The following is a 19,105-nucleotide window of genomic DNA, read 5'->3' on the forward strand; positions in this document are numbered from 1 at the left end:
TCTGGGATCAGATCAGTGGCACGGGACGCCGAGCGCGTGCCGGCCGTCGTGGAAGAACTCGTGCAGCAGCTCCGAGCTCGCACCGAGCGCGAGACCGTTCTCCTGCAGGACCAGGTAGGTGACGATGAGGCCGAGCAGTGAGACGGCGAGGGCCCATTTGGGCACGCGGACGGCGGACAGATGTGCTGCGGGGCTCGTCATGACGGGCTCCTCCATACCTCGTGGAAGGTCAACTCTCCTTGCGGCGCCGCAGCCGGTCTCCTGACTCCCGGATCAACGCTGCCCCCGCGTCTTCCCAGCCCCTCGCGGGACCAGTGACGTGCTCGGCGGGGATCGCTTCCCGGTCACAGTGGCGAGGACCGCGCCGGATTTTCACCGGCTTCCCGTCACTGCGGCGCGTGCACCGTAAGTTGATCGGCCCGTTAAGCACAACCGGCCATAAGAGTTGTTGCGTTCCTCACTTCACGAGCGGACAGTCGCCACACTTCCCACCTGCGGCAACGCGGTAGTAAAGGCAGCACGACCGACGCCGGAACGTGACCTCGCCCGGAAACGAGATGAATTCCCCGGCCAGTTCGAACGGCGGTGCGCTCATCAGCCGCACACCGCGAAGTTCCGCTTCCTCGGCCGTGAGCATGCGTGCGCGGACAACCATTTTGAGCGCGCCAGCGATGTTCGACATCGCGTTGCCCCACAACAATCCGCGCGCCACCGGCACTTCCGCGTGGATCGCCTCCACCACGGGGGCGAGCGCCTCGGCGGCTGTTGGGCCCAGCCGTGGCTGGTCGATGCGGACGCTCAGGCCGTTGGTGGGGTCGTAGTGCCACCACAGGTTCTCCGGCCGCACGTCGATCGGGAGGTTCGCCGCCGTGAGCGGGCTGAGCAGCCGCGCGGTGTAGCTGAGGAAGAACAGGCTCGCCGCGACGCGTGGTTCGTCCGCGTTGTACCGGGTCGCGATGGCGTCGATCGTGGTCTTGAGCGCTGGGCCTTCCAGCAGTGCCGTTCCCGGCAGCCACGACTCGTCCGGGCGGCCCACGTCCAGCGCGAAGAACGGGTTGATGCCGCGCACCCGGCGCAACGCTTCGAGCACTTCCGCGAACTCCGACACGAGAATTCACCGTACCGGGTGTCCATGCAGGACAGATCACGTCCACGGCCTGGGACAGATGTGACCGCGGTGTGGACGGGGGGCGTGGGGATGGGAGGATGTCAACCCGTGAAGACCTTCGACTCCCTGTTCGCCGAACTGACCGAACGAGCCGCCACCAAGCCGGCTGGTTCCGGCACCGTCGCAGCGCTCGAGGCCGGCGTCCATGCGCAGGGCAAGAAGGTGCTGGAGGAGGCGGGCGAGGTCTGGATCGCCGCCGAGTACGAGTCCGACGAGAAGCTCTCCGAAGAGATCTCGCAGTTGCTGTACCGCCTCCAGGTGCTCATGCTGGGCCGCGGCCTGACCCTCGAAGACGTTTACAAGTACCTCTGACGGAGACTTTCACATGCTGCGCGTTGCAGTCCCGAACAAGGGCGCGCTCGCCGAACGCGCCTCCGCCATGCTGACCGAGGCCGGCTACCGGCAGCGGCACGAGCCGCGCGACCTCACCGTGCTCGACCCCAACAACGACGTCGAGTTCTTCTTCCTGCGTCCCAAGGACATCGCGATCTACGTGGCGTCCGGCGACCTCGACCTCGGCATCACCGGCCGCGACCTGGCGGCGGATTCCGGCGCCGACGACAACGGCTCGTCGGTCGAGGAGCTCCTCGCGCTGGGCTTCGGCGGGTCGACCTTCCGCTACGCGGGGCCCAAGGGCACCGACTGGAAGGTGTCCGACCTCGAAGGCAAGCGCCTCGCCACGGCGTACCCGAAGCTGGTCGGCCGCGACCTCAAAGCTCGCGGCATCAGCGCTCAGGTGATCCGTCTCGACGGTGCCGTGGAGATCTCGATCCAGCTCGGTGTCGCCGACCTGATCGCCGACGTGGTCGGCTCCGGGCGGACTCTCCGGCAGCACGACCTGGTGCCGTTCGGTGAGCCGATCTGCGAGTCCGAGGCGGTCCTGATCCACCGCAACCACTCGGAGCTGACGGCCGCCAAGAAGCAGCTCACGGCCCGTCTGCAGGGTGTCGTGTTCGCGCAGCAGTACCTGATGCTCGACTACGACTGCCCGCGCTCGATCCTCGACGACGCCATCGCGCTGACCCCGGGCCTCGAGTCGCCGACGGTCGCGCCCCTGGCCAACCCGGACTGGGCGGCCGTGCGGGCGATGGTGTCGCGCAAGGATGCGAACAAGGTGATGGACGAGCTGGCCGCGATCGGTGCCAAGGCCGTGCTGGCCTCGGACATCAGGTTCTGCCGGCTGTGATCCTCGAACAGGCGGTGCTGGACGTGCTGCCGGGTTCCGAGGTGGAGTTCGAGTGGGCGTTCGGCGAGGCGCGGTCGTTGATCAGCGCCTCGCCGGGCTTCCGCGGCCTGGAACTGTTGAGGTGTCTGGAGACGCCGTCGCGCTACCTGCTGCTGGTGCGCTGGGAGACGCTGGAGGACCACACCGTGGGCTTCCGGCAGGGCCCGGCGTACGCGCGGTGGTCCGCGCTGCTGCACAAGTTCTACTCGCCGTTCCCCGTCGTGGAGCACTACGAGAGCGCGCTGAGCACCTCGTCGTCCGTGGTCTGATCGAACCGCTCGTACCACCGGCTGACCGCGCCGAAGTGGCGCGGGACGAGGATCGCGGTGACGGGGACCGTGAAGGTGGTGAGCGACTCCTTCGCCGCTACCGGGACGGCGAGCGTGACGCTCTTCGGCTCGCGCTGGGTGATCCAGTGCAGCGCGGCCTGGGCGGTCACGCCGGTGGCCAGCCCGTCGTCAACGAGGATCACGTCGCGGTCCTTGATGGTGAGCGGTTTGTCGCCGCGGTAGAGGGTGGTGCGCCGCTGGGCCTCCGCGCGTTCTTCGTCGCAGGTGCGGCCCAGTTGTTCCTCGGTGAGGTTGAGGGCTCTGAGCACTCTTCGGTCGTAGATGGGCTCGCTGTCCGCGGTGACGGCGCCCACGCCGTACTCGGGGTGGCCTGGGGCGCCGATCTTGCGCGCTACGACCACGTCGAGTTCGGCGTCGAGCTTTTCGGCTACTTCCTTTGCCACGGGGACGCCGCCTCGGGGGAGGCCCAGGACGAGCGGGTCGTGCCACGGCTGGGTGGCGAGTCGCGCGGCGAGGGCGCGGCCCGCCTCTTGCCGGTTCGCGAACCTCTTCACAGTCCTGGTGACGCTACGCCTTCTTTGGTCAGCCGGCGCCAGACAGAAGTAGTCGTGGGCTCAGACGATCCGGACCGCGCCATCGTGCGCGACTGCGTAGATCGATGTCCGCAGGAGCGTCCGCACTCTGGCCGGGGCGCGAAGAGCCGCGCGCAACGACCTCGGCTCGTCTCGGATCACCAAGCAGTAGCGGGCAGTCTGCTCGTCCACCTCGCCTTGTCGGCAGATGATCTGTCCGTATGCGGTGTGAATGTCGAGACCAGGTTCGCTCGTCTCGCCCTTCGCCTCGCAGTACAACGTCTCACCGTTCTTGGAAGCGATGACGTCCCAGTGATCGCGCAAAGCGTCGATCGTCCACCCTTCGGACTTGAGCCACGTGACGAACATTCTCACCACGATCGCCTCGTCACCGCGCACGGTTGTCGCTCGCTTTCTGACCTGAATCAGCGTTCGCGCACGAACAGCGCTTGCGCGGTGGTGCCCACCGGGCCCTCGACGTCGTGCACCACGCTGGTCGCGAGCCCCACCCCGTCCGGCCCGATGGTCGTGCGCGCGTCCATCCCGACCCACTCGCCGACCGGCTGGCGGTGCAGGTGGACGGTCAGGTCGGTGTTGATCGCGTACCACTTGCGGATGTCCACACGGGACGAAACGCCGCTGGCCGAGTCGACCACCGAGAACAGGCGTTCCAGCGGCGTGGGTTCGAAGCCGTCGACCACGGCTACGCGCGGACGGGCCCACACCTGGGCGTCGCCGGGCGTGAAGATGCCGCCTGACACCGAAAGCCACTCGACGGCGGCCAGATAGCCGCCGGACCAGTAGTCCGGGACCTCCATCGGTGTGGCGGTGGAAGGGGGTGCCATCGGGGAAGGATCGCCGCCGGCCACGGCTGTGGTGTCCGAGCCGACGATGTGCCACGCACGCGCGGTCAGCACGACGCGGCCGGCTGCGGAGAGGGTGGCCGACAGCAGTTCCACGGAGCGGCCGGGGCGTTCGACCGAAGTGGACACCGTGAGGTCGGCCACCGGGACCGGGCCGAGGACCTCGAAGGTCACGCGGGACAGCGAGGAGCGGCCCGTGGCCAGCAGTGAGCGCACCAGCAGGGCGGAGGGCGGACCCAGGTGCTGGCTGTCCGGGCCCCACGGGCCGACCGTGTGCGTGGTCGAGCGGAACGTGTCGTCGCCCAGCGGCAGGTAGAAGGCGCTCATCAGTCGCGGTCCTGGAGGGGTTCGGTGTCGTCGGGCTCCGGCCAGCCGGGGTAGGGCGGTGGCGTGCCGTCGAAGGCCGGGCAGAAGGCCTTGTGGTCGCAGTAGTCGCACAGGCGGCTGGGGTTCGGGCGGAAGTCGCCGGTCGGGGCCGCGCGCATGATGGCCTGCCAGATGGCGTCCAGGGTGCGTTCGAAGCGGGAGAGCTCTGCCTCGTCCGGCGTGTAGGCGAGGGCCTGGCGGTCGGCCAGGTACATCAGGCGCAGCTGGCGGGGGACCACGCCGCGCAGCTTCCACAGCACCAGGGCGTAGAACTTCATTTGGAACAGTGCCTTGGCCTCGCCGATCTCGCGGGGCGCGGCGCCGGTTTTGTAGTCCACCACCCGGATTTCACCCGTCGGGGCCACGTCCACGCGATCGATGTAGCCGCGCAGCAGGACGCCGGAGGGGAGTTCGGACTCGACCAGGAGCTCGCGGGACTCGGGCTCCAGGCGCCTCGGGTCCTCGAGGCCGAAGTAGCCGTCCAGCAGCTTGGTGGCGGAGGCCAGCCATTCCGCCTCCTCGGCGCCGCCCGGCTCCTCGAACAGGGTGGCGAACTCCGGGCGTTCGGCCTTCACGCGTTCCCACGCGGGCTCGATCATCGTGCGGGCTCGGTCGGGCACCCGGTCGGCGGCGGGCAGGGCGAAGAGGTCTTCCAGCACCGCGTGCACCACCGTGCCGCGCACCTGCGCCTTGGTCGGCCTTTCCGGCAGCCGGTCGACCGCGCGGAAGCGGTAGAGCAGCGGGCACTGCTTGAAGTCCCCCGCCCTGGACGGCGACAGCGCGGGCCTGCGCAACGTGGTGCTCATGGGTTCGACCCTAGGACAGGGGTCTGACAATTCCGTGTCCGCCCGCCGAGTACGGCCCCCGCGAGGTTGATGAGGGGAGCTTTCATCAACCTCAGGTTTGGGAAAGCTCCCCTCATCAACCTCGCGGGGGGCACCGAACCGCGAGATCACACCCACCGCTCTACAGTTCACCCGTGGCCGCGCGGATCAGTGAGCGAGAGGGCGGCCTGCTGCTGTTCCGGGTGGCGGGCATCCCCGTGCTGCTCGCGCCGTCGTGGTGGATCGGTTCGGCGATCGTGGTGGCCTTCTACGCGCCGCTCGTCGACGACCTCGCCCCCGGCACGCCGCCCGCCATCGGGCTGCTCCTGGCGGCGCTCTTCGCGGTCTTCCTCGGGCTCAGCGTGCTGGCCCACGAGCTCGGTCACTGCGTCGCGGCGCTCCGGCTCGGCCTGCCGGTCCGCAGACTGCGGCTGTTCCTGCTGGGCGGGCTGTCCGAGATCATGCGCACGCCCGGCAAGCCTTCTCACGAGGGCGTGGTCGCGGGCGCGGGTCCGGCGGTGTCCGTGCTGCTGGCCGTCGTCTTCGGCATCGGGGCGCTCGTGATGGAACCGGGCGACGTCGTGTGGGTGCTGGTCTTCCAGATCGCCGCCGCGAACGTCGCCGTCGCCGTCTTCAACCTGCTGCCGGGACTTCCGCTGGACGGCGGGCGCATCGTCAGAGCGGGCGTGTGGGCCGCGACCGGGCAACGCGCGACGGGTACGCGTGTGGCCGTGGTCGGCGGTTTCGCCGTTGCCATCGCACTGGTGGCGTGGTCGCTCTACGGCGTCGCGCAAGGCGCGGAAGACCGTTGGCTGCGGTTCGGCGTGTGCGTGCTGACGGCGTGGGTCGTCGTCGCCGGGGCGAGGAGTGAGCTCGCCAGCGAACGGCGCCGCACGTGGCCCGCGGGCGTCACCCTCAACGACCTCATCCGCCCGGTGCTCCAGCTGCCGGCGGAAAGTCCCGTGGCGGACGCGCTGAGCACGTCGGCGGGCCGGGGCGTGGTGCTGGTCAGGGCGGACGGCGTGGCGGCCGGGCTGCTCGACACCGAACTGGCCCGCGAACTCGCCGCGGCGAGCCCGTTCGCCCCCGCGGAGCAGGCCGCCGAGCCGATCCTGCCGGAGACCGTGCTGCTCGCCGACGAGCCTGGCGAGGAGATCGTGGAACGCGTCCAGGGCACCGCCGCGTGGCAGTTCCTGGTCGTCGACCTGGAGGGCCGGCCGGCCGGTGTGCTGCGCAGGGAGGACCTGCGTGCGGCCATTGAGAAGGGCGTTTGACACCATTGCGCGGTGATTAGCGCAAGTGGCCCGTTCCGTCCGGGCGACCGGGTTCAGCTCACCGACCCCAAGGGACGGCATTACACCGTCGTTCTGGAGCCCGGCAAGGAGTACCACACCCACCGCGGCGCCATCCCGCACGACAAGCTCCTGGGCCAGCCCGAGGGGTCCGTCGTGCAGTCGGTGGGCGGCACGAACTTCCTCGCGCTGCGCCCGCTGCTGCCGGACTACGTGCTGTCGATGCCGCGTGGCGCGCAGGTGATCTACCCGAAGGACGCCGCGCAGATCGTCATGTACGGCGACATCTTCCCGGGCGCGCGCGTTCTGGAGGCGGGCGCGGGCTCTGGTGCGTTGTCGTGCTCGCTGCTGCGCGCGGTGGGGGACAAGGGCAGCGTCCAGTCGTACGAGGTGCGCGACGACCACGCGGTCCACGCGATCCGCAACGTCGAGCAGTTCTTCGGCGAACGCCCCGGCAACTGGTCGATCACCGTCGACGACGTGAAGAACCACGAGGGCGAGGTCGACCGGGTCATCCTCGACATGCTCTCGCCGTGGGAGGTGCTGCCCACGGTCGCGAAGAACCTCATCCCCGGTGGCGTCCTCGTCGTGTACGTCGCCACCACCACACAGCTCTCCGTCGTCACCGAGGCGCTGCGCGAGATGACGTGCTGGACCGAGCCCCACGCGTGGGAGACGCTCGTCCGCCCGTGGCACGTCGTCGGTCTCGCCGTGCGCCCGGAGCACCGGATGATCGCGCACACCGCGTTCCTGCTGACCACGCGCAAGCTCGCGGACGGCGTCACCGCGCCCAAGCCGCAGCGCCGCCCCAGCAAGGGCTGAACCGGTGAGGGCCCCGTCCGGCGGGGCCCTCACCGCTCACTTGGTCGGTGTGCCGATGCTGTCGATGCCGCAGACCTTCCAGTCGCCGCCTTCCTTCGACAGCTTGTAGACGATCTCGCCCGACTGGGCCTTGCCGGGGTTGTTCGGGTCGACGAGCCCGGTGAGCCGCTGCGTGAACGTGCCGCTGCTGCCCGAGGTCTTCACGTCGGCCACGGTGGCCGTCGCGCCCGCCTGCGGGGCACTGGTCTTGGCCCTGAGCTTCGGGAACTCCGCGGCGCAGACGAACTCCTTGACGTCGTTCGGGTCGCTGCTGCCCGCCTTCATGCCCTTGAGGACCACGTCGCTGAACTTCTTCGCGACCTCCTCGGCGCCGCGGTCACCGCTGCCGCTCTTGGTGCTGCCCGGTGCGGTCGTCTTGGTGCTCTGCGGCTGTGAGGCGTCGCCGGGTGGCTCGGTGGTGTTCGACGACGCCGTGTTGGTGCTGTTCGAGTCGTTGCCGGAGAACACCAGGACAGCCGTCACACCGCCGCCCACGAGCACCAGCACGCCGAGGACGACGCCGATGATCAGGCCGGTGTTGCTCTTCTTCGGCGGCGGGGGACCGCCGAACCCGCCGGGCTGGCCGTACTGCGGCTGCTGGCCGTAAGGACCGGGCTGGCCGGGCTGGCCGTAGCCCTGCTGCGGGAAGCCACCGCTCTGCGGTCCCGGCTGGCCGTACGGGCCCGGCTGGGGCTGGCCGTAAGGGCCGCCGGGCGGCGGCTGCTGGCCGTATCCCGGCTGTGGCTGGCCGTACCCCGGCTGCTGGCCGTACGGGCCGGGCTGCTGCGGTGGATAGGTCATCGAAATTCCCCCGATGCTGCTGAAACTGATCTTCTCGCTGGGCAATTGTGGTGGATCACAAAGGGCCCCGCCGAATCGGCAGGGCCCTCCGCGCGGGTCAGCTCACCTGGTCGGTTGAAAGTCCGGCAGCTTCAGGTCCTTGGCCAGCGTGCAGAACTTCCAGTCGCCCGATTCCTTCTTGAACTTCACGGTCGTGTCGAAGTTCTTGGTCTCGGTGCCCAGCGTCACGCTGGTCGAGACGGAGACGTCCGCGGTGTCGCCGGTGACCTTCACGTCCTTGACGTTGATCTTGGGCGGGGGCATCTTCTTGAGCTCCTCGGCCAGCTTGCGCTGCTCCGGCGTGAGCTTCTTCTCCGCCTCCTCGGCCTCCTTGAGGGCCGCCGAGCAGGCCATCGACTTGGCCTTGCTCTCGTTCTTGGCGGCGCTCGCGGCGTAGTACTCCTCGGCGACCTTCTTCACGTCGGCCGCCTCGTCACCACCGCCGGCGTTGCTGTTGCCGCTGTTCGAGTCGGGCGACGAGCTGTTCGAGCTGTTCGAGTCGTTGCCGGAGAACACGACCGCGGCCGTGATGCCACCACCGACGAGCACCAGCACGCCGATGACGACGCCGATGATCAGGCCGGTGTTGCCCTTCTTGGGCGGCGGCGGACCGCCGAACCCACCGGGCTGGCCGTACTGCGGCTGCTGGCCGTAAGGACCGGGCTGACCGGGCTGGCCGTAGCCCTGCTGCGGGAAGCCACCGCTCTGCGGGCCCTGCTGGCCGAACGGGTCCTGCTGCGGCTGGCCGTACGGACCCGGCTGCTGGCCGTAACCGGGTGGCGGCTGCTGGCCGTATCCGGGCTGCGGCTGCTGGCCGTGACCCGGCTGCGGCTGCTGGCCGTAACCCGGCTGCTGCGGCGGCTGCTGCCCGTACGGCCCACCGGGCTGCGGCTGCTGCCCGTAGGGACCGGGCTGCTGCGGCGGGTAGGTCATCGAAACTCCCCCGATGCGGATGAGGTGATCTTTTCGGTGGACATTGTGGTACTTCGCGGACTAACGCGCGGCCGAATGAAACCTATCGACCCGCATGAGTGGTCATGCACACGCGTGCGGTGCCCGTCTGGCCGCGAGAAGGCCGTGTCTGATAACGATTGTGGCAACTCCACCGGGAATCGAGCGCGATGCACTGCGCTGTCGGGGTGGTGCGCCGGTCGCGCAGGCGAAACCACCCGGTTGGCCGCACGTTCTCCGGTCCTGCTGGAGTCGTGGCTGAGCGGGTCCTCCGACGAGAGCGAACGGGGTGGGTAGCGGTGCGTGACCACCGATCGGACCAGCCAGTGGTCCACCTGGTGGGACGACGGCGGGTTCGTGCCCGTCGCCGGGCCGTGAGCCGCACCGGGCGTGTTCAAGGTCGTCCGAGGGTGGTCGCGGAGCGTGGGGACGGGGCGCCGTGCCAGGTGCTCCCATGACCCTCTCCTCGGACTTCTCGCAGGTCGGCTGGCGTGTCGCAGGGCGAAACGCCAGTAGAGGTTTCTGGGACGCACCGTAGCGGTCGGGCGGTCGAACCGGACACCGGGATGGAGCAGTTGACCTCTGTTGGAGGCCGGACCGTTGCGTCACACGAGCGAAGATGATGTTGTGAGTACACGATTTTGTCGGTGATCGCCGGTACCGTAATCGGTACGAACACGGGAGGAGGGTGCCGACATGCAGCACGGTCATCCCGGCAGCCAACCCGATGAGGGTGGCGAGCTGAACCAGGGCAACAATTCTGCTGAGCTGACAGCGCAGATCAGGTTCCTCGAGGACGAGATCGCGTCGCTGCGTCGCAAGCTGACCGAGTCGCCGCGGCACACGCGGTTGCTCGAGCAGCGCTTGGCTGAGGCGACAGAGCGCGTCAGCCAGCTGACCGAGCGAAACACGAAGCTCATAGACACCCTCCGCGAAGCACGAAGCCAGCTGCTCGCGCTGCGTGAGGAGGTCGACCGGCTGGCCCAGCCACCCAGCGGGTACGGCGTCTTCATGGCGCGGTTCGACGACGGGACGGTCGACGTCTTCACGTCCGGCCGCCGGATGCGGGTCGCCGTGTCTCCGGCGGTCGAGCCGGAGAAGATCGCCTACGGCCAGTCCGTCCGCCTCAACGAGGCGCTGACGGTCGTCGAAGCCGGTGGTTTCGAGCGGTCGGGTGAGGTCTGCGCACTGCGGGAGGTGCTCACCGAGGACGGTGAGGACACCATCGCCCGCGCGCTGGTCGTCGGCCACGCGGACGAGGAGAGGGTGGTCTGGCTCGCCCAGCCGCTGCTCGACTCGCCGCTCAAGCCCGGCGACTCGCTGCTGGTCGACTCGAAGGCGGGTTTCGCCTACGAACGGGTCCCCAAGGCCGAGGTCGAGGACCTCGTGCTCGAGGAGGTCCCGGACATCGACTACAGCGACATCGGCGGCCTGTCCCGGCAGATCGAGCAGATCCGCGACGCCGTGGAACTGCCCTTCCTGCACGCGGACCTCTTCCGCGAGTACGAGCTGCGCCCGCCCAAGGGCGTGCTGCTCTACGGCCCTCCCGGCTGCGGCAAGACGCTCATCGCCAAGGCGGTGGCGAACTCGCTGGCCAAGAAGGTGCGGGAGATCCGCGGCGAGACCGACAAGCAGGCCAAGTCCTACTTCCTCAACATCAAGGGCCCCGAGCTCCTCAACAAGTTCGTCGGTGAGACCGAGCGGCACATCCGCCTGATCTTCCAGCGAGCGCGTGAGAAGGCGTCCGAGGGCACCCCGGTGATCGTGTTCTTCGACGAGATGGACTCGATCTTCCGCACCCGCGGTTCCGGTGTGTCGTCCGACGTCGAGACGACGATCGTGCCCCAGCTGCTCTCGGAGATCGACGGCGTCGAGGGCCTGGAGAACGTCATCGTCATCGGCGCCTCCAACCGCGAGGACATGATCGACCCGGCGATCCTCCGCCCCGGCCGACTCGACGTGAAGATCAAGATCGAGCGACCGGACGCCGAGGGCGCGAAGGACATCTTCAACAAGTACCTGACGCCCAACCTCCCGCTGCACGCCGACGACCTCGCCGAGTTCGGCGGGGACCCGAAGGCCTGCATCGAGGGCATGGTGCAGCACACCGTGGAGCGCATGTACGAGGAGTCCGAGGAGAACCGCTTCCTGGAGGTCACCTACGCCAACGGTGACAAGGAGGTCCTGTACTTCCGGGACTTCAACTCCGGCGCGATGATCCAGAACATCGTCGACAGGGCCAAGAAGGCGGCGATCAAGTCGCTGCTCGACACCAAGCAGCCCGGCCTCTCGGTCCGGCACCTGCAGGCCGCCATCGTCGACGAGTTCGCCGAGAACGAGGACCTGCCGAACACGACGAACCCGGACGACTGGGCACGCATCTCGGGCAAGAAGGGCGAGCGGATCGTCTACATCCGCACGCTCGTCACCGGGAAGAACCAGGAGACGGGCCGCGCGATCGACACGGCCACGAACACCGGCACGTACCTGTAGTCCTGCTTTTGACGATGAAGGGACCCTTCATCCACCTGACGTGGATGAAGGGTCCCTTCATCGTTTTCAGGTGACTCGGAGGGCGAACGCCGCGACCTGCTCGCGGGTCTCGGCGTCCACCGCCACCACGCGGCTGTCGTGGTCGATCAGCGTGACCAGCCCCGCGTGCCAGCGGATGTCGTGCAGCACCGCGGTCGTCCGCGCCACGAGGCCCTTCGGGGTGTAGACCTCCAGGCACTCCTGCCCCTCCACGTACGAGGCGTCGCCGTCCACGATGCCGATGGACTGGGCACCGGAGGGCATCAGCGTCCGTCGCCCCGGGACGTCACGGCTCATCCAACGGCCGCGTCGGCGCAGCGTGAGGTCCGGCAGGTCCCATCGCCACAGATCGAGCTGGTCGTCGCCGGGCTTCTCGAACATCACCGCGAGGCTGTGCTCGTTGCGGGCGATGCTGAACACCCGCGCGTCGCGGTCCAGCTCCCGCCACACCACCGTCGGCCGGTCCCTGCGCACGTCCAGGAACTCCAGGCCGTCCGGTCCCACCACGACCGCGATGCCGCCGTCGAACGAGCCGACGAACGTGCGGTGGGCGAGCGTGGTCCAGTGGCGGACCTTGCGGGAGGCCAGGTCGAGGTGGTGGACCTCGCAGACGGCGCCGCGCCGGCCCACCAGCAGCGCCGACCCGCCGTGGTCGGCGATCACGATCTGGTGCGCGGGCACGTCCCACCGCGCACGGGTGCGGCCGTCCGCGGTGACCAGCCGCGTGCCCTGGTCGCCCAGCGCCACCAGGACCGCGCCGCCGCGCAACGCCACCGCGTCGCGGACCACCAGCTGGGCCGGCAACGCGGGGAAGGCGAGGTCCGGCACGTCCCGGTGGGGTTTCGGGACCTTGGGCAGATCGGCGGCGAGCAACGGGTCGGCCACCTTCGTCAACGCCGGTGGCGCCGCGGTGCCGTCGCGCACGAACGCCCTGGTGGCCGCGCTGCCGAGCTCCCGGTCACCGCCCTTCAGCGCGAGCCAGGCGTCGACGAAGTGCTGGCGGGACCCGGCGAGCTGAGGGTCGTCGCTGTCGAGCAGGGCGAGCGCCGCGGTGTGCGTGCGGGGGGACGGCCAGCCGACGACGAGGTGGGCGAACAGCGTGCTGCTCGCCGGGCCGCCGAGGGCCATGCCGGCCTGGATGCTGACCATCGCCAGCGGCCGGGTGGTGTCGTCGGGCCAGGCCGCCGCGACCGCGCCGAGGTGGTCGCCGGCCGCCTGCCGCTCGCGCACCCACTCCGCGCGCAGCTCACGTCCCTCCTCGGCGGAGAGCCGGGCGATGGCGGCGGAGAACGCACCGCGCAGCCGTGCCACGTCGATCGCGCGCTCCTTGTTCCCGGCGCGCATCCAGAGCCGCACCACGAGGTCCGGGTCGAGGCGGAGGCCGTCGGCGAGCTCGGCGGCGTCGGTCCACCTGCCGAGCCGTTCGTACATCGCCACGGCCGCGGCGGGGTCGCCGAGCAGGTCGGCGTGCACGAACGCGGCCTCGTCGTGGCGCCCGAGCCGTTCCAGCTCCTCCGCGGCGGTTCGGTAGAGGCTCTGGAGGTGCTGCTGGACCTCAGGCCCGTAGTACGGCCCGGCACCCGGTCCGAGGGCGGTGTTCGGCCGCAGCGCCCCGGTGCGCCGCTGCGGCACCCGCAGGCTCAGCCGGCCCTCACCGTCCTGGCCGATGCCGATCGCGTCACGCAGCGCGTTGTGCCAGTCCCTGCGCTCGAACAGTTCCGTGAGCCTGCGCAGGTACCTGTCGTGCTTCGAGCGCACCAGTCCGCGCAACGGCGTGCGCATCACCAGCCGCACCCAGAAGTTCGGCGGTTCGGCGGCCGCGGTGGCTGCGGTGGCCGTGCCCTCGGTGCTGGCCAACGTCTTCACCAGGGCGGTGACGCCGACGACGAACGCGATCAACAGCATCGGTTTGCCGCGGTCCGGGGCCAGTGCGAAGAGCACGAGCGGCACCACGGCGAAGACGCCGAGGGAGAGCATGACGACGGTGGCCGTGCCGAGGGCCAGCCGGACGTCACCGCCGGTGAGCTTCCCGACGTGCTTGGAGGGCGCGCCGATGCCACCGCGGAACCTCAGCCGGGGTGTCTCGGGGACGGTCGACTCGACGAGAACCGGCGCCGGCTCGTCGTCGGCGGGGGTGAGCTCGTGCCGGGTGAGGCCGCTCGTGTCCGTCCACTGTGCACAGTCGAGCGGCTGGAGGCCGTCGGGCACCTCGGTGAGGGGCAGGCCGGGTGCTCGTTCGGCGCGGACCTCCACCGGCTCGGCGAGCGCGACGAGCCACGATCCCGTTGGCGTCAGGTAGATGCGGGCGCCGGGCTGCCACAGGTCGAGGACGCGGGCGCGGGCCTCGGTCTCGCCGATGACGCCGACGTCGATGACGAACGCCTTGGCGGTGACGGTGCCGCGGAACGTGGTCACGCGTCACCTCTCATGGTCGCGATCCGCTGACCGGTGACGAGGTGGCCGACCTCGATGCGCCCGTCAGGGCGTGGTGCCGCGACCCAGGGCTGCATCGGGTGCACCACGGCGGGCGCCCCGGACCAGGCCGTGAGCGTCCGGGTGCGCGCCGCGGTCCGCACGCGCAGGATGAGGCCTTCCTGGAAGACGATCCCCGGTTTGTTGTCCTCGAACAGGTGCAGCCCGAGCGGCCGGGCGCCTTCCGGGAGCACGATGTCCGCGTGGCCGTCGAACCGCCACCGGTTGTCCTTCTCCGGTGTGGCGAACAACGGCGGCGGTCCGAGCAACACGGGTGTCCTGGACGTGCGCGGCTCGTCCGCGGGGTGGTTGCCGGGCGCGACCACCGCGAACGCCGTGAAGCGTGGAGGCACACCGGCTTCGAGAGCCCACCAGTTCCAGTCCTCGTTCCACCGGCACAGCACGGAGTTCCCGAACAGGTGCAGCGGCGCGAGTCCGGTGGCCGCGACCTGTTCCGGGTCGATCTGGAGCTCCTCGGCGGGCACGCGCAGCCGGTTGAAGGCCCTGATCTGGTTGCCGATGACGTGCGGGCGCACGACGCCGTCCTGCTCCACGAGCGTGACGATTCGCTTGTCCACCTGGGCGGCGGCGAGCAGCCGTCCCGGCAGGCGGTGGATCTTCTGGCTGCCGCTGACGACCCGCAGCACCACCAGGTCCCGATCGGTGCCGCCGCGCGCCAGCAACACCTTCTCGGCACCGGGGAAGGACGGGAACCGCAGTGTGGTGGTGCGCTTGGGGTCCGGCGGCGGTGTGCGCAGGTTGCCGCGCAACAACCGGACGCCGTGCCTCCTGCCGGGCAACGTCAGTTCGGTGGTGAGCCCGTTCAACTCGACGCGCACCGCGGTGGCTCCCCGGTCGTCCCACGCCGACTCGGTGGTGGTGAGGCAGCGTGACGAGGTCAGCCGGGGACTGCTCAGCAACCACAGGTCGTCGACCGTGTCCGCCCACTTCCGCACGTCGCCCTGGTCCGGCCGGGCGGCGCGGCGGGCGTCGAGGAGCCTCTTGAGGTCGGCGGGGTGCCAGCTGCCCGGCTCGTCGCCGAGCACGCCGAGCAGCAGGTCGGGTTCCCTGCGCTGCAACACGATGAGCGCGGCGAGCTGCACCAGCCGGGCCGCGCCGAGCTGGTCGGGTCCGGCGTCGACGAGGACCGCGGCCTGTCCTTTGCGGTGGGGCTCCACGAACTCCGGGGTGGTGTAGAGGAGTTCGCCGGTGGCGGCTCTGCGGAGGAACTCGTGCGGGAAGTGTTCGGCCAGCGCCCACTCGGAGACCAGGATGCGCTCGGGTTCGCCGCGCAGGCCGATGCCGCCGAACCCGTCCGGTTCGCCCCGGTGCGGGTGCGTGGTCGTGGCGGCGTTGATGAACTCGTCCAGGTCCTTGAGCAGCGGGCCCAGCGCGGTGGCGAGGTCGAGGTCCATTGTGGACAGCGTGGCGGCCCACGGGCGGAGGGCGTCGGGCAGCGTCATGCTGATACCCCCGGTGCCCAGCCGCGCCGCTCCGGGTGCGCCGCACGGGTCGGCGCCGATGCCAGCAACTCCGGGTCAGCCGTGCGCTTCGGTGCCGGTCCGGTCAGCACGGCACCCGGCAGCACGGCTAGCACGTCGTCGGGCAGCGCGTGCCGCAACAGCCCCGCCGGTGCCGACGGCGCGAGCGTGGTCGGCAGCAGCAGCCCGTCGTCCCAGCCGAGGTAGGTGGCGCCGTCCACCCACGGCAGGTCGTCGCCCACCACCAGCGTCCACGCAGGCCCGAACGCCACTCGCAGCTCGGCACCTTCGCGCAGGCGCCGTACGGTGACAGCCCGCAGTTCCGGGCCACCCGCCACGGCCGCGGGGTGCAGCGGTGGTTCGCGGCGGGTCCAGCTCAGGGGTGCCGCGGCCGCCGGAAGGGGTGACGGCTCGCGGTGAGGCGAGGTGGCAGGGGACGTGGACGAGCCAGGTGGCTCGCGGCGGGTCCAGGTCAGGGGTCTCACGGCTGCAGCGCGGCGATGAGACGGGCGCGGGTGTCGCGCAGCCCGGCGGGCAGGTCCTCGGCGGTGAAGCCCGCGTCGATCTCCCGCAGCGTCGCCTCGACGCGCAGCCGGTCCGGGGCGCCGTCGAGCACCTTCTCGGCGGTGAGCGTCAGCCGTTCCGCCCGCGCCTGCGGGCCGCGGGAGAACTCCTCCGCCGCGTGCACGAGGCTCGCGTTGCGCGCCTTGTCGATCAGGTCGCCGAGCACGTCGCGGGCCAGCGCCTGGGTCTCGCGGCTGGGGGCGATCAGCGGCAGCACCCACAGGTCCTCCACCGACGCCGTGGTCCGGCCGTCCAGCACGGCCGCCGCCGCGACCAGCCGCTGCGCCCGCACCACGCGACGGTCGCTGAGCACCACGCCCGCGTGCCGCAGCCGGCGCACCGCCGTGGCCGCGGCGGGCACCACGGGCCGCAGGTCGACGGCCCGTGCCTGTTCGGTCAGCCGGTCCACCGCCGCGAGCGCTCCGGCGACCGGGCTCTCCACCGGTGACCACGCGGTCTCCAGCAGTTCCTCGAGCAGCGCGTCCGCGACCGGGTCCACGAACACCCGCACCAGGAACCGGTCCGCGAACGCCGCGAGCACCGGGTCGTCCGGCAGTGTGTTGGTGGCGCCCACGCACACCCGCAGCGGGCTGGCGAGCCGGGTGGCGCCGCGCCGGAACACCCGTTCGTTCAGCAGTCCCAGCAAGGTGTTCAGGATCGCCGTCGACCCCAGGAACACCTCGTCCAGGAACGCGACCTCGGCCTCCGGCAGCATGCCCGCGGTCTCGATCTCGACCACGCCGTCCTTGAGCCGCCGCAGGTCCACCGGGCCGAAGAGCTCGTTGGGCTCGGTGAAACGCCCCAGCACGTACTCGAAGTACGCGCCGCCCAGCTGCCGCGCGACCGCCCGCACCGCCGCCGACTTTGCCGTGCCCGGCGCCCCGACCACGAGCGCGTGCTCGCCCGCGACGGCGCACAGCACGACGACCTCGGCGATCAGCTCACGATCGACCAAACCGGACTGCGCGGCGGCGACAGCCTCCCGGACAGCGGTGACATCCCCAGAGAACACGCGGTGAGGCTAACCGACGAGACCCGCCTCGTAGGCCGCAATAACCAGCTGTGCCCGGTCGCGTGCGTGCAGTTTCGCGAGCAGGTTCCCGATGTGCGTCTTCACCGTGCCGGTGCTGACGTGCAGTGCCGCCATGATCTCCGCATTGGACAGTCCGCGCGCGATCAGCAGCAGCACCTCCTTCTCCCGCTCGGTCAGCCGTTCCAGTCCCGAGACGGACGGCGCCGCGGGCTGCCGGACGAACTCCCGGATCAGCCGGCGGGTGACGGACGGCGAGAGCAACGACTCGCCCGTGGCCACCACTCGGATCGCCGCCAGCAGCTCGGCGGGCGGGGTGTCCTTCACGAGGAACCCCGAGGCACCGGCCCGCAACGCGCCGAAGACGTACTCGTCCAGGTCGAACGTCGTCAGCACCAGCACACGCGGGCCGTCCAGCAGCTTGGTGGCCTCGATGCCGTCCATCTCGGGCATGCGGATGTCCATCAGCACGACGTCCGGCTCGAGCTCCGCGGCCAGTGCGACGGCCTCCGCGCCCGTGCCCGCCTCGCCCACCGCGGTCAGATCGGGTTCGTTGTCGACCAACAGGCGGAAGCTGGCGCGCAGCAACGCCTGGTCGTCGACGATCAGCACTTTGATCATGAGTACGGCAGCTCCGCCGTGACCCGGAAACCGCCGTTCTCGCCCGGTCCCGCGCTGAACGTGCCCCCGTACACGGCCACGCGTTCGCGCATGCCGATCAACCCGTGCCCCACTCCGAGCTCCTTCACCCCAGGCCCGTCATCGGTCACCTCGATGCGCACCGACGACGACGTCACCTCTACCACCACCGTGCACGACGCCGGCGCCGCGTGCTTCACGACGTTCGTCAAAGCCTCCTGCACGATCCGGTATGCCGACAGCCCGACACCTTCCGGTACACCGGAGCCTCGCACGTCCAACGAGACCCGCACGCCCGCCAGCGAGGCTCGGTCGGCGAGGTCGGCCAGCCCGTCGAGGCCGGGGGAGGGCGCGAGATCGGCGTCGGAGCGCAGCACCCCGAGCAGGCTGCGCATCTCGGTCAGCGCCGCCCGGCTGGTCTCCGAGATGACCTGCAGGGCCTCGTAGGCGTGCTCGGGTGAGCGCACGTGTGCGGCGTTGCCCGCCTGCACCGCGATCAGGGAGAGGTTGTGCGCCACGACGTCGTGCAGTTCGCGGGCGATGCGCAGGCGTTCGTCGGCCAACGCCTGTTCGGCCTGCTGCGACGCTTCGCGCGTGATCATCGAGCGCCTCAGCTGGGTGGTGTAGCCGATGACCCACACCGCGCCCAACGCGGCGAAGGCGACCAGCACGCTCTCGGCCTCGCCACCGGAGATCCCGGCGGTCGCCACGATCGTGATCACGAGCGCGACCAGAGACCAGGTGCGCTCGCGTTCGACCGCCACCGTGTAGAGCCCGAAGCAGACCGCTCCCACCGGGGCGCCGAGCGCCTGCACGGGCAGCACCTGGCTCATCACTGACACCACCATCGCGGCGGTGGTCACGCCCAGCGCGATCTCCGGCCACCACCGGCGGACGGCGACGGGCACGGCGACCAGTCCGGCCACCGGCACCGCGATCCACGGTGACACGTGGACGTGGGGTTCGAGGATCGCGTAGGTGACGAGGATCCAGATCACCAGCGCGGCGGCCACGTCGACCAGGTAGAGGTGCAGTTTCGCGATCACGGGGTCGACGTTAACGAGCGGCGGGGCGGTGCGCCTCGGACCACGGTCCGATTCCCGGGATCGGAGCACGGGCCGATCCGCTGGGAGGC

Annotated in this window: 20 protein-coding genes and 1 riboswitch; of the genes, 6 read left to right on the forward strand and 14 right to left on the reverse strand. The window is 70.3% G+C overall.

Annotated features, from left to right (window positions below):
• Positions 1-12: 12 nt before the first annotated feature.
• Complete coding sequence (locus G7043_RS18230; protein ID WP_086667226.1) at positions 13-201, reverse strand: CbtB domain-containing protein; 189 nt, start codon at positions 199-201, stop codon at positions 13-15.
• Between the two features lie 33 nt (positions 202-234).
• Positions 235-409: riboswitch (cobalamin riboswitch) on the reverse strand.
• Positions 410-457: 48 nt separating this feature from the next.
• The gene (locus G7043_RS18235; RefSeq protein ID WP_166046846.1) at positions 458-1,108 is read right to left on the reverse strand and encodes a (2Fe-2S)-binding protein; all 651 of its coding nucleotides are present in this window, start codon (positions 1,106-1,108) and stop codon (positions 458-460) included.
• A gap of 108 nt (positions 1,109-1,216) precedes the next feature.
• On the opposite strand from G7043_RS18235, the gene G7043_RS18240 reads away from it, so the two are divergent.
• From G7043_RS18240 to G7043_RS18250, 3 genes are read left to right on the forward strand one after another with little or no spacing between them, the layout of a single operon-like run.
• Complete coding sequence (locus G7043_RS18240; protein WP_086667212.1) at positions 1,217-1,480, forward strand: phosphoribosyl-ATP diphosphatase; 264 nt, start codon at positions 1,217-1,219, stop codon at positions 1,478-1,480.
• A gap of 13 nt (positions 1,481-1,493) precedes the next feature.
• Entirely contained in the window at positions 1,494-2,354 is an 861-nt protein-coding gene (gene hisG / locus G7043_RS18245) for an ATP phosphoribosyltransferase (RefSeq protein ID WP_166046847.1), read from the forward strand.
• Positions 2,351-2,662, forward strand: coding sequence for an antibiotic biosynthesis monooxygenase family protein (locus G7043_RS18250; RefSeq protein ID WP_166046848.1), 312 nt, complete (start codon positions 2,351-2,353; stop codon positions 2,660-2,662). Before hisG ends, G7043_RS18250 begins: the two co-directional genes overlap by 4 nt.
• Here the strand turns inward: G7043_RS18250 and G7043_RS18255 are convergent.
• The 4 genes from G7043_RS18255 to G7043_RS18270 are packed head-to-tail and all read right to left on the reverse strand — an operon-like array spanning position 2,623 to position 5,290.
• The gene (locus G7043_RS18255; protein ID WP_166046849.1) at positions 2,623-3,237 is read right to left on the reverse strand and encodes a phosphoribosyltransferase; all 615 of its coding nucleotides are present in this window, start codon (positions 3,235-3,237) and stop codon (positions 2,623-2,625) included. The two genes, G7043_RS18250 and G7043_RS18255, sit on opposite strands and share 40 nt — an antisense overlap.
• Positions 3,238-3,297: 60 nt before the next feature.
• Positions 3,298-3,654, reverse strand: coding sequence for a hypothetical protein (locus tag G7043_RS18260; protein WP_166046850.1), 357 nt, complete (start codon positions 3,652-3,654; stop codon positions 3,298-3,300).
• A 26-nt stretch (positions 3,655-3,680) separates the two neighbouring features.
• Positions 3,681-4,448, reverse strand: coding sequence for a thioesterase family protein (locus tag G7043_RS18265; RefSeq protein WP_166047091.1), 768 nt, complete (start codon positions 4,446-4,448; stop codon positions 3,681-3,683).
• A complete protein-coding gene (locus tag G7043_RS18270) occupies positions 4,445-5,290 on the reverse strand; it encodes a RecB family exonuclease (RefSeq protein ID WP_166046851.1) in 846 nt (281 codons plus the stop codon). The genes G7043_RS18265 and G7043_RS18270 overlap by 4 nt, the downstream gene beginning before the upstream one ends.
• Before the next feature lie 173 nt (positions 5,291-5,463).
• Here G7043_RS18270 and G7043_RS18275 point away from each other — a divergent pair, with 173 nt between their 5' ends.
• Together G7043_RS18275 and G7043_RS18280 are read left to right on the forward strand one after the other, a co-directional pair.
• Entirely contained in the window at positions 5,464-6,582 is a 1,119-nt protein-coding gene (locus tag G7043_RS18275; protein ID WP_313887947.1) for a site-2 protease family protein, read from the forward strand.
• A gap of 15 nt (positions 6,583-6,597) precedes the next feature.
• Positions 6,598-7,422: a tRNA (adenine-N1)-methyltransferase gene (locus tag G7043_RS18280; protein ID WP_313887960.1), complete on the forward strand. Its 825-nt coding sequence runs from the start codon at positions 6,598-6,600 to the stop codon at positions 7,420-7,422.
• A 36-nt stretch (positions 7,423-7,458) separates the two neighbouring features.
• Here G7043_RS18280 and G7043_RS47645 read toward each other — a convergent pair whose 3' ends face one another.
• Positions 7,459-8,262, reverse strand: coding sequence for a hypothetical protein (locus G7043_RS47645; protein ID WP_207311291.1), 804 nt, complete (start codon positions 8,260-8,262; stop codon positions 7,459-7,461).
• Positions 8,263-8,364: 102 nt separating this feature from the next.
• The gene (locus G7043_RS18290) at positions 8,365-9,234 is read right to left on the reverse strand and encodes an Rv0361 family membrane protein (protein WP_166046853.1); all 870 of its coding nucleotides are present in this window, start codon (positions 9,232-9,234) and stop codon (positions 8,365-8,367) included.
• A 714-nt stretch (positions 9,235-9,948) separates the two neighbouring features.
• Here G7043_RS18290 and arc point away from each other — a divergent pair.
• On the forward strand, positions 9,949-11,745 hold the full coding sequence (arc, locus tag G7043_RS18295) for a proteasome ATPase (protein ID WP_086669176.1): 1,797 nt from the start codon (positions 9,949-9,951) through the stop codon (positions 11,743-11,745).
• A 66-nt stretch (positions 11,746-11,811) separates the two neighbouring features.
• Here the strand turns inward: arc and G7043_RS18300 are convergent, their stop codons facing one another.
• From G7043_RS18300 to G7043_RS18325, 6 genes are read right to left on the reverse strand one after another with little or no spacing between them, the layout of a single operon-like run.
• Positions 11,812-14,199: a bpX6 domain-containing protein gene (locus G7043_RS18300; RefSeq protein ID WP_166046854.1), complete on the reverse strand. Its 2,388-nt coding sequence runs from the start codon at positions 14,197-14,199 to the stop codon at positions 11,812-11,814.
• Positions 14,196-15,719: a hypothetical protein gene (locus tag G7043_RS18305; RefSeq protein WP_166046855.1), complete on the reverse strand. Its 1,524-nt coding sequence runs from the start codon at positions 15,717-15,719 to the stop codon at positions 14,196-14,198. Before G7043_RS18305 ends, G7043_RS18300 begins: the two co-directional genes overlap by 4 nt.
• Positions 15,716-16,222, reverse strand: a complete 507-nt coding sequence (locus tag G7043_RS18310; RefSeq protein ID WP_166046856.1) for a bpX5 domain-containing protein — start codon at positions 16,220-16,222, stop codon at positions 15,716-15,718. The genes G7043_RS18305 and G7043_RS18310 overlap by 4 nt, the downstream gene beginning before the upstream one ends.
• Positions 16,219-17,313 (reverse strand): AAA family ATPase, encoded by a 1,095-nt coding sequence (locus G7043_RS49895; RefSeq protein ID WP_166046857.1) that lies wholly within the window; start codon positions 17,311-17,313, stop codon positions 16,219-16,221. The genes G7043_RS18310 and G7043_RS49895 overlap by 4 nt, the downstream gene beginning before the upstream one ends.
• Before the next feature lie 9 nt (positions 17,314-17,322).
• Entirely contained in the window at positions 17,323-17,952 is a 630-nt protein-coding gene (locus G7043_RS18320) for a response regulator (protein WP_166046858.1), read from the reverse strand.
• Positions 17,949-19,016 carry a sensor histidine kinase gene (locus G7043_RS18325; protein WP_166046859.1) on the reverse strand — a complete coding sequence of 356 codons (1,068 nt, stop codon included), beginning with the start codon at positions 19,014-19,016 and terminating at the stop codon, positions 17,949-17,951. The genes G7043_RS18320 and G7043_RS18325 overlap by 4 nt, the downstream gene beginning before the upstream one ends.
• Positions 19,017-19,105: the final 89 nt, after the last annotated feature.

The sequence above is a fragment of the Lentzea alba genome (assembly GCF_011067745.1).
Taxonomy (GTDB): Bacteria; Actinomycetota; Actinomycetes; order Mycobacteriales; family Pseudonocardiaceae; genus Lentzea; species Lentzea alba.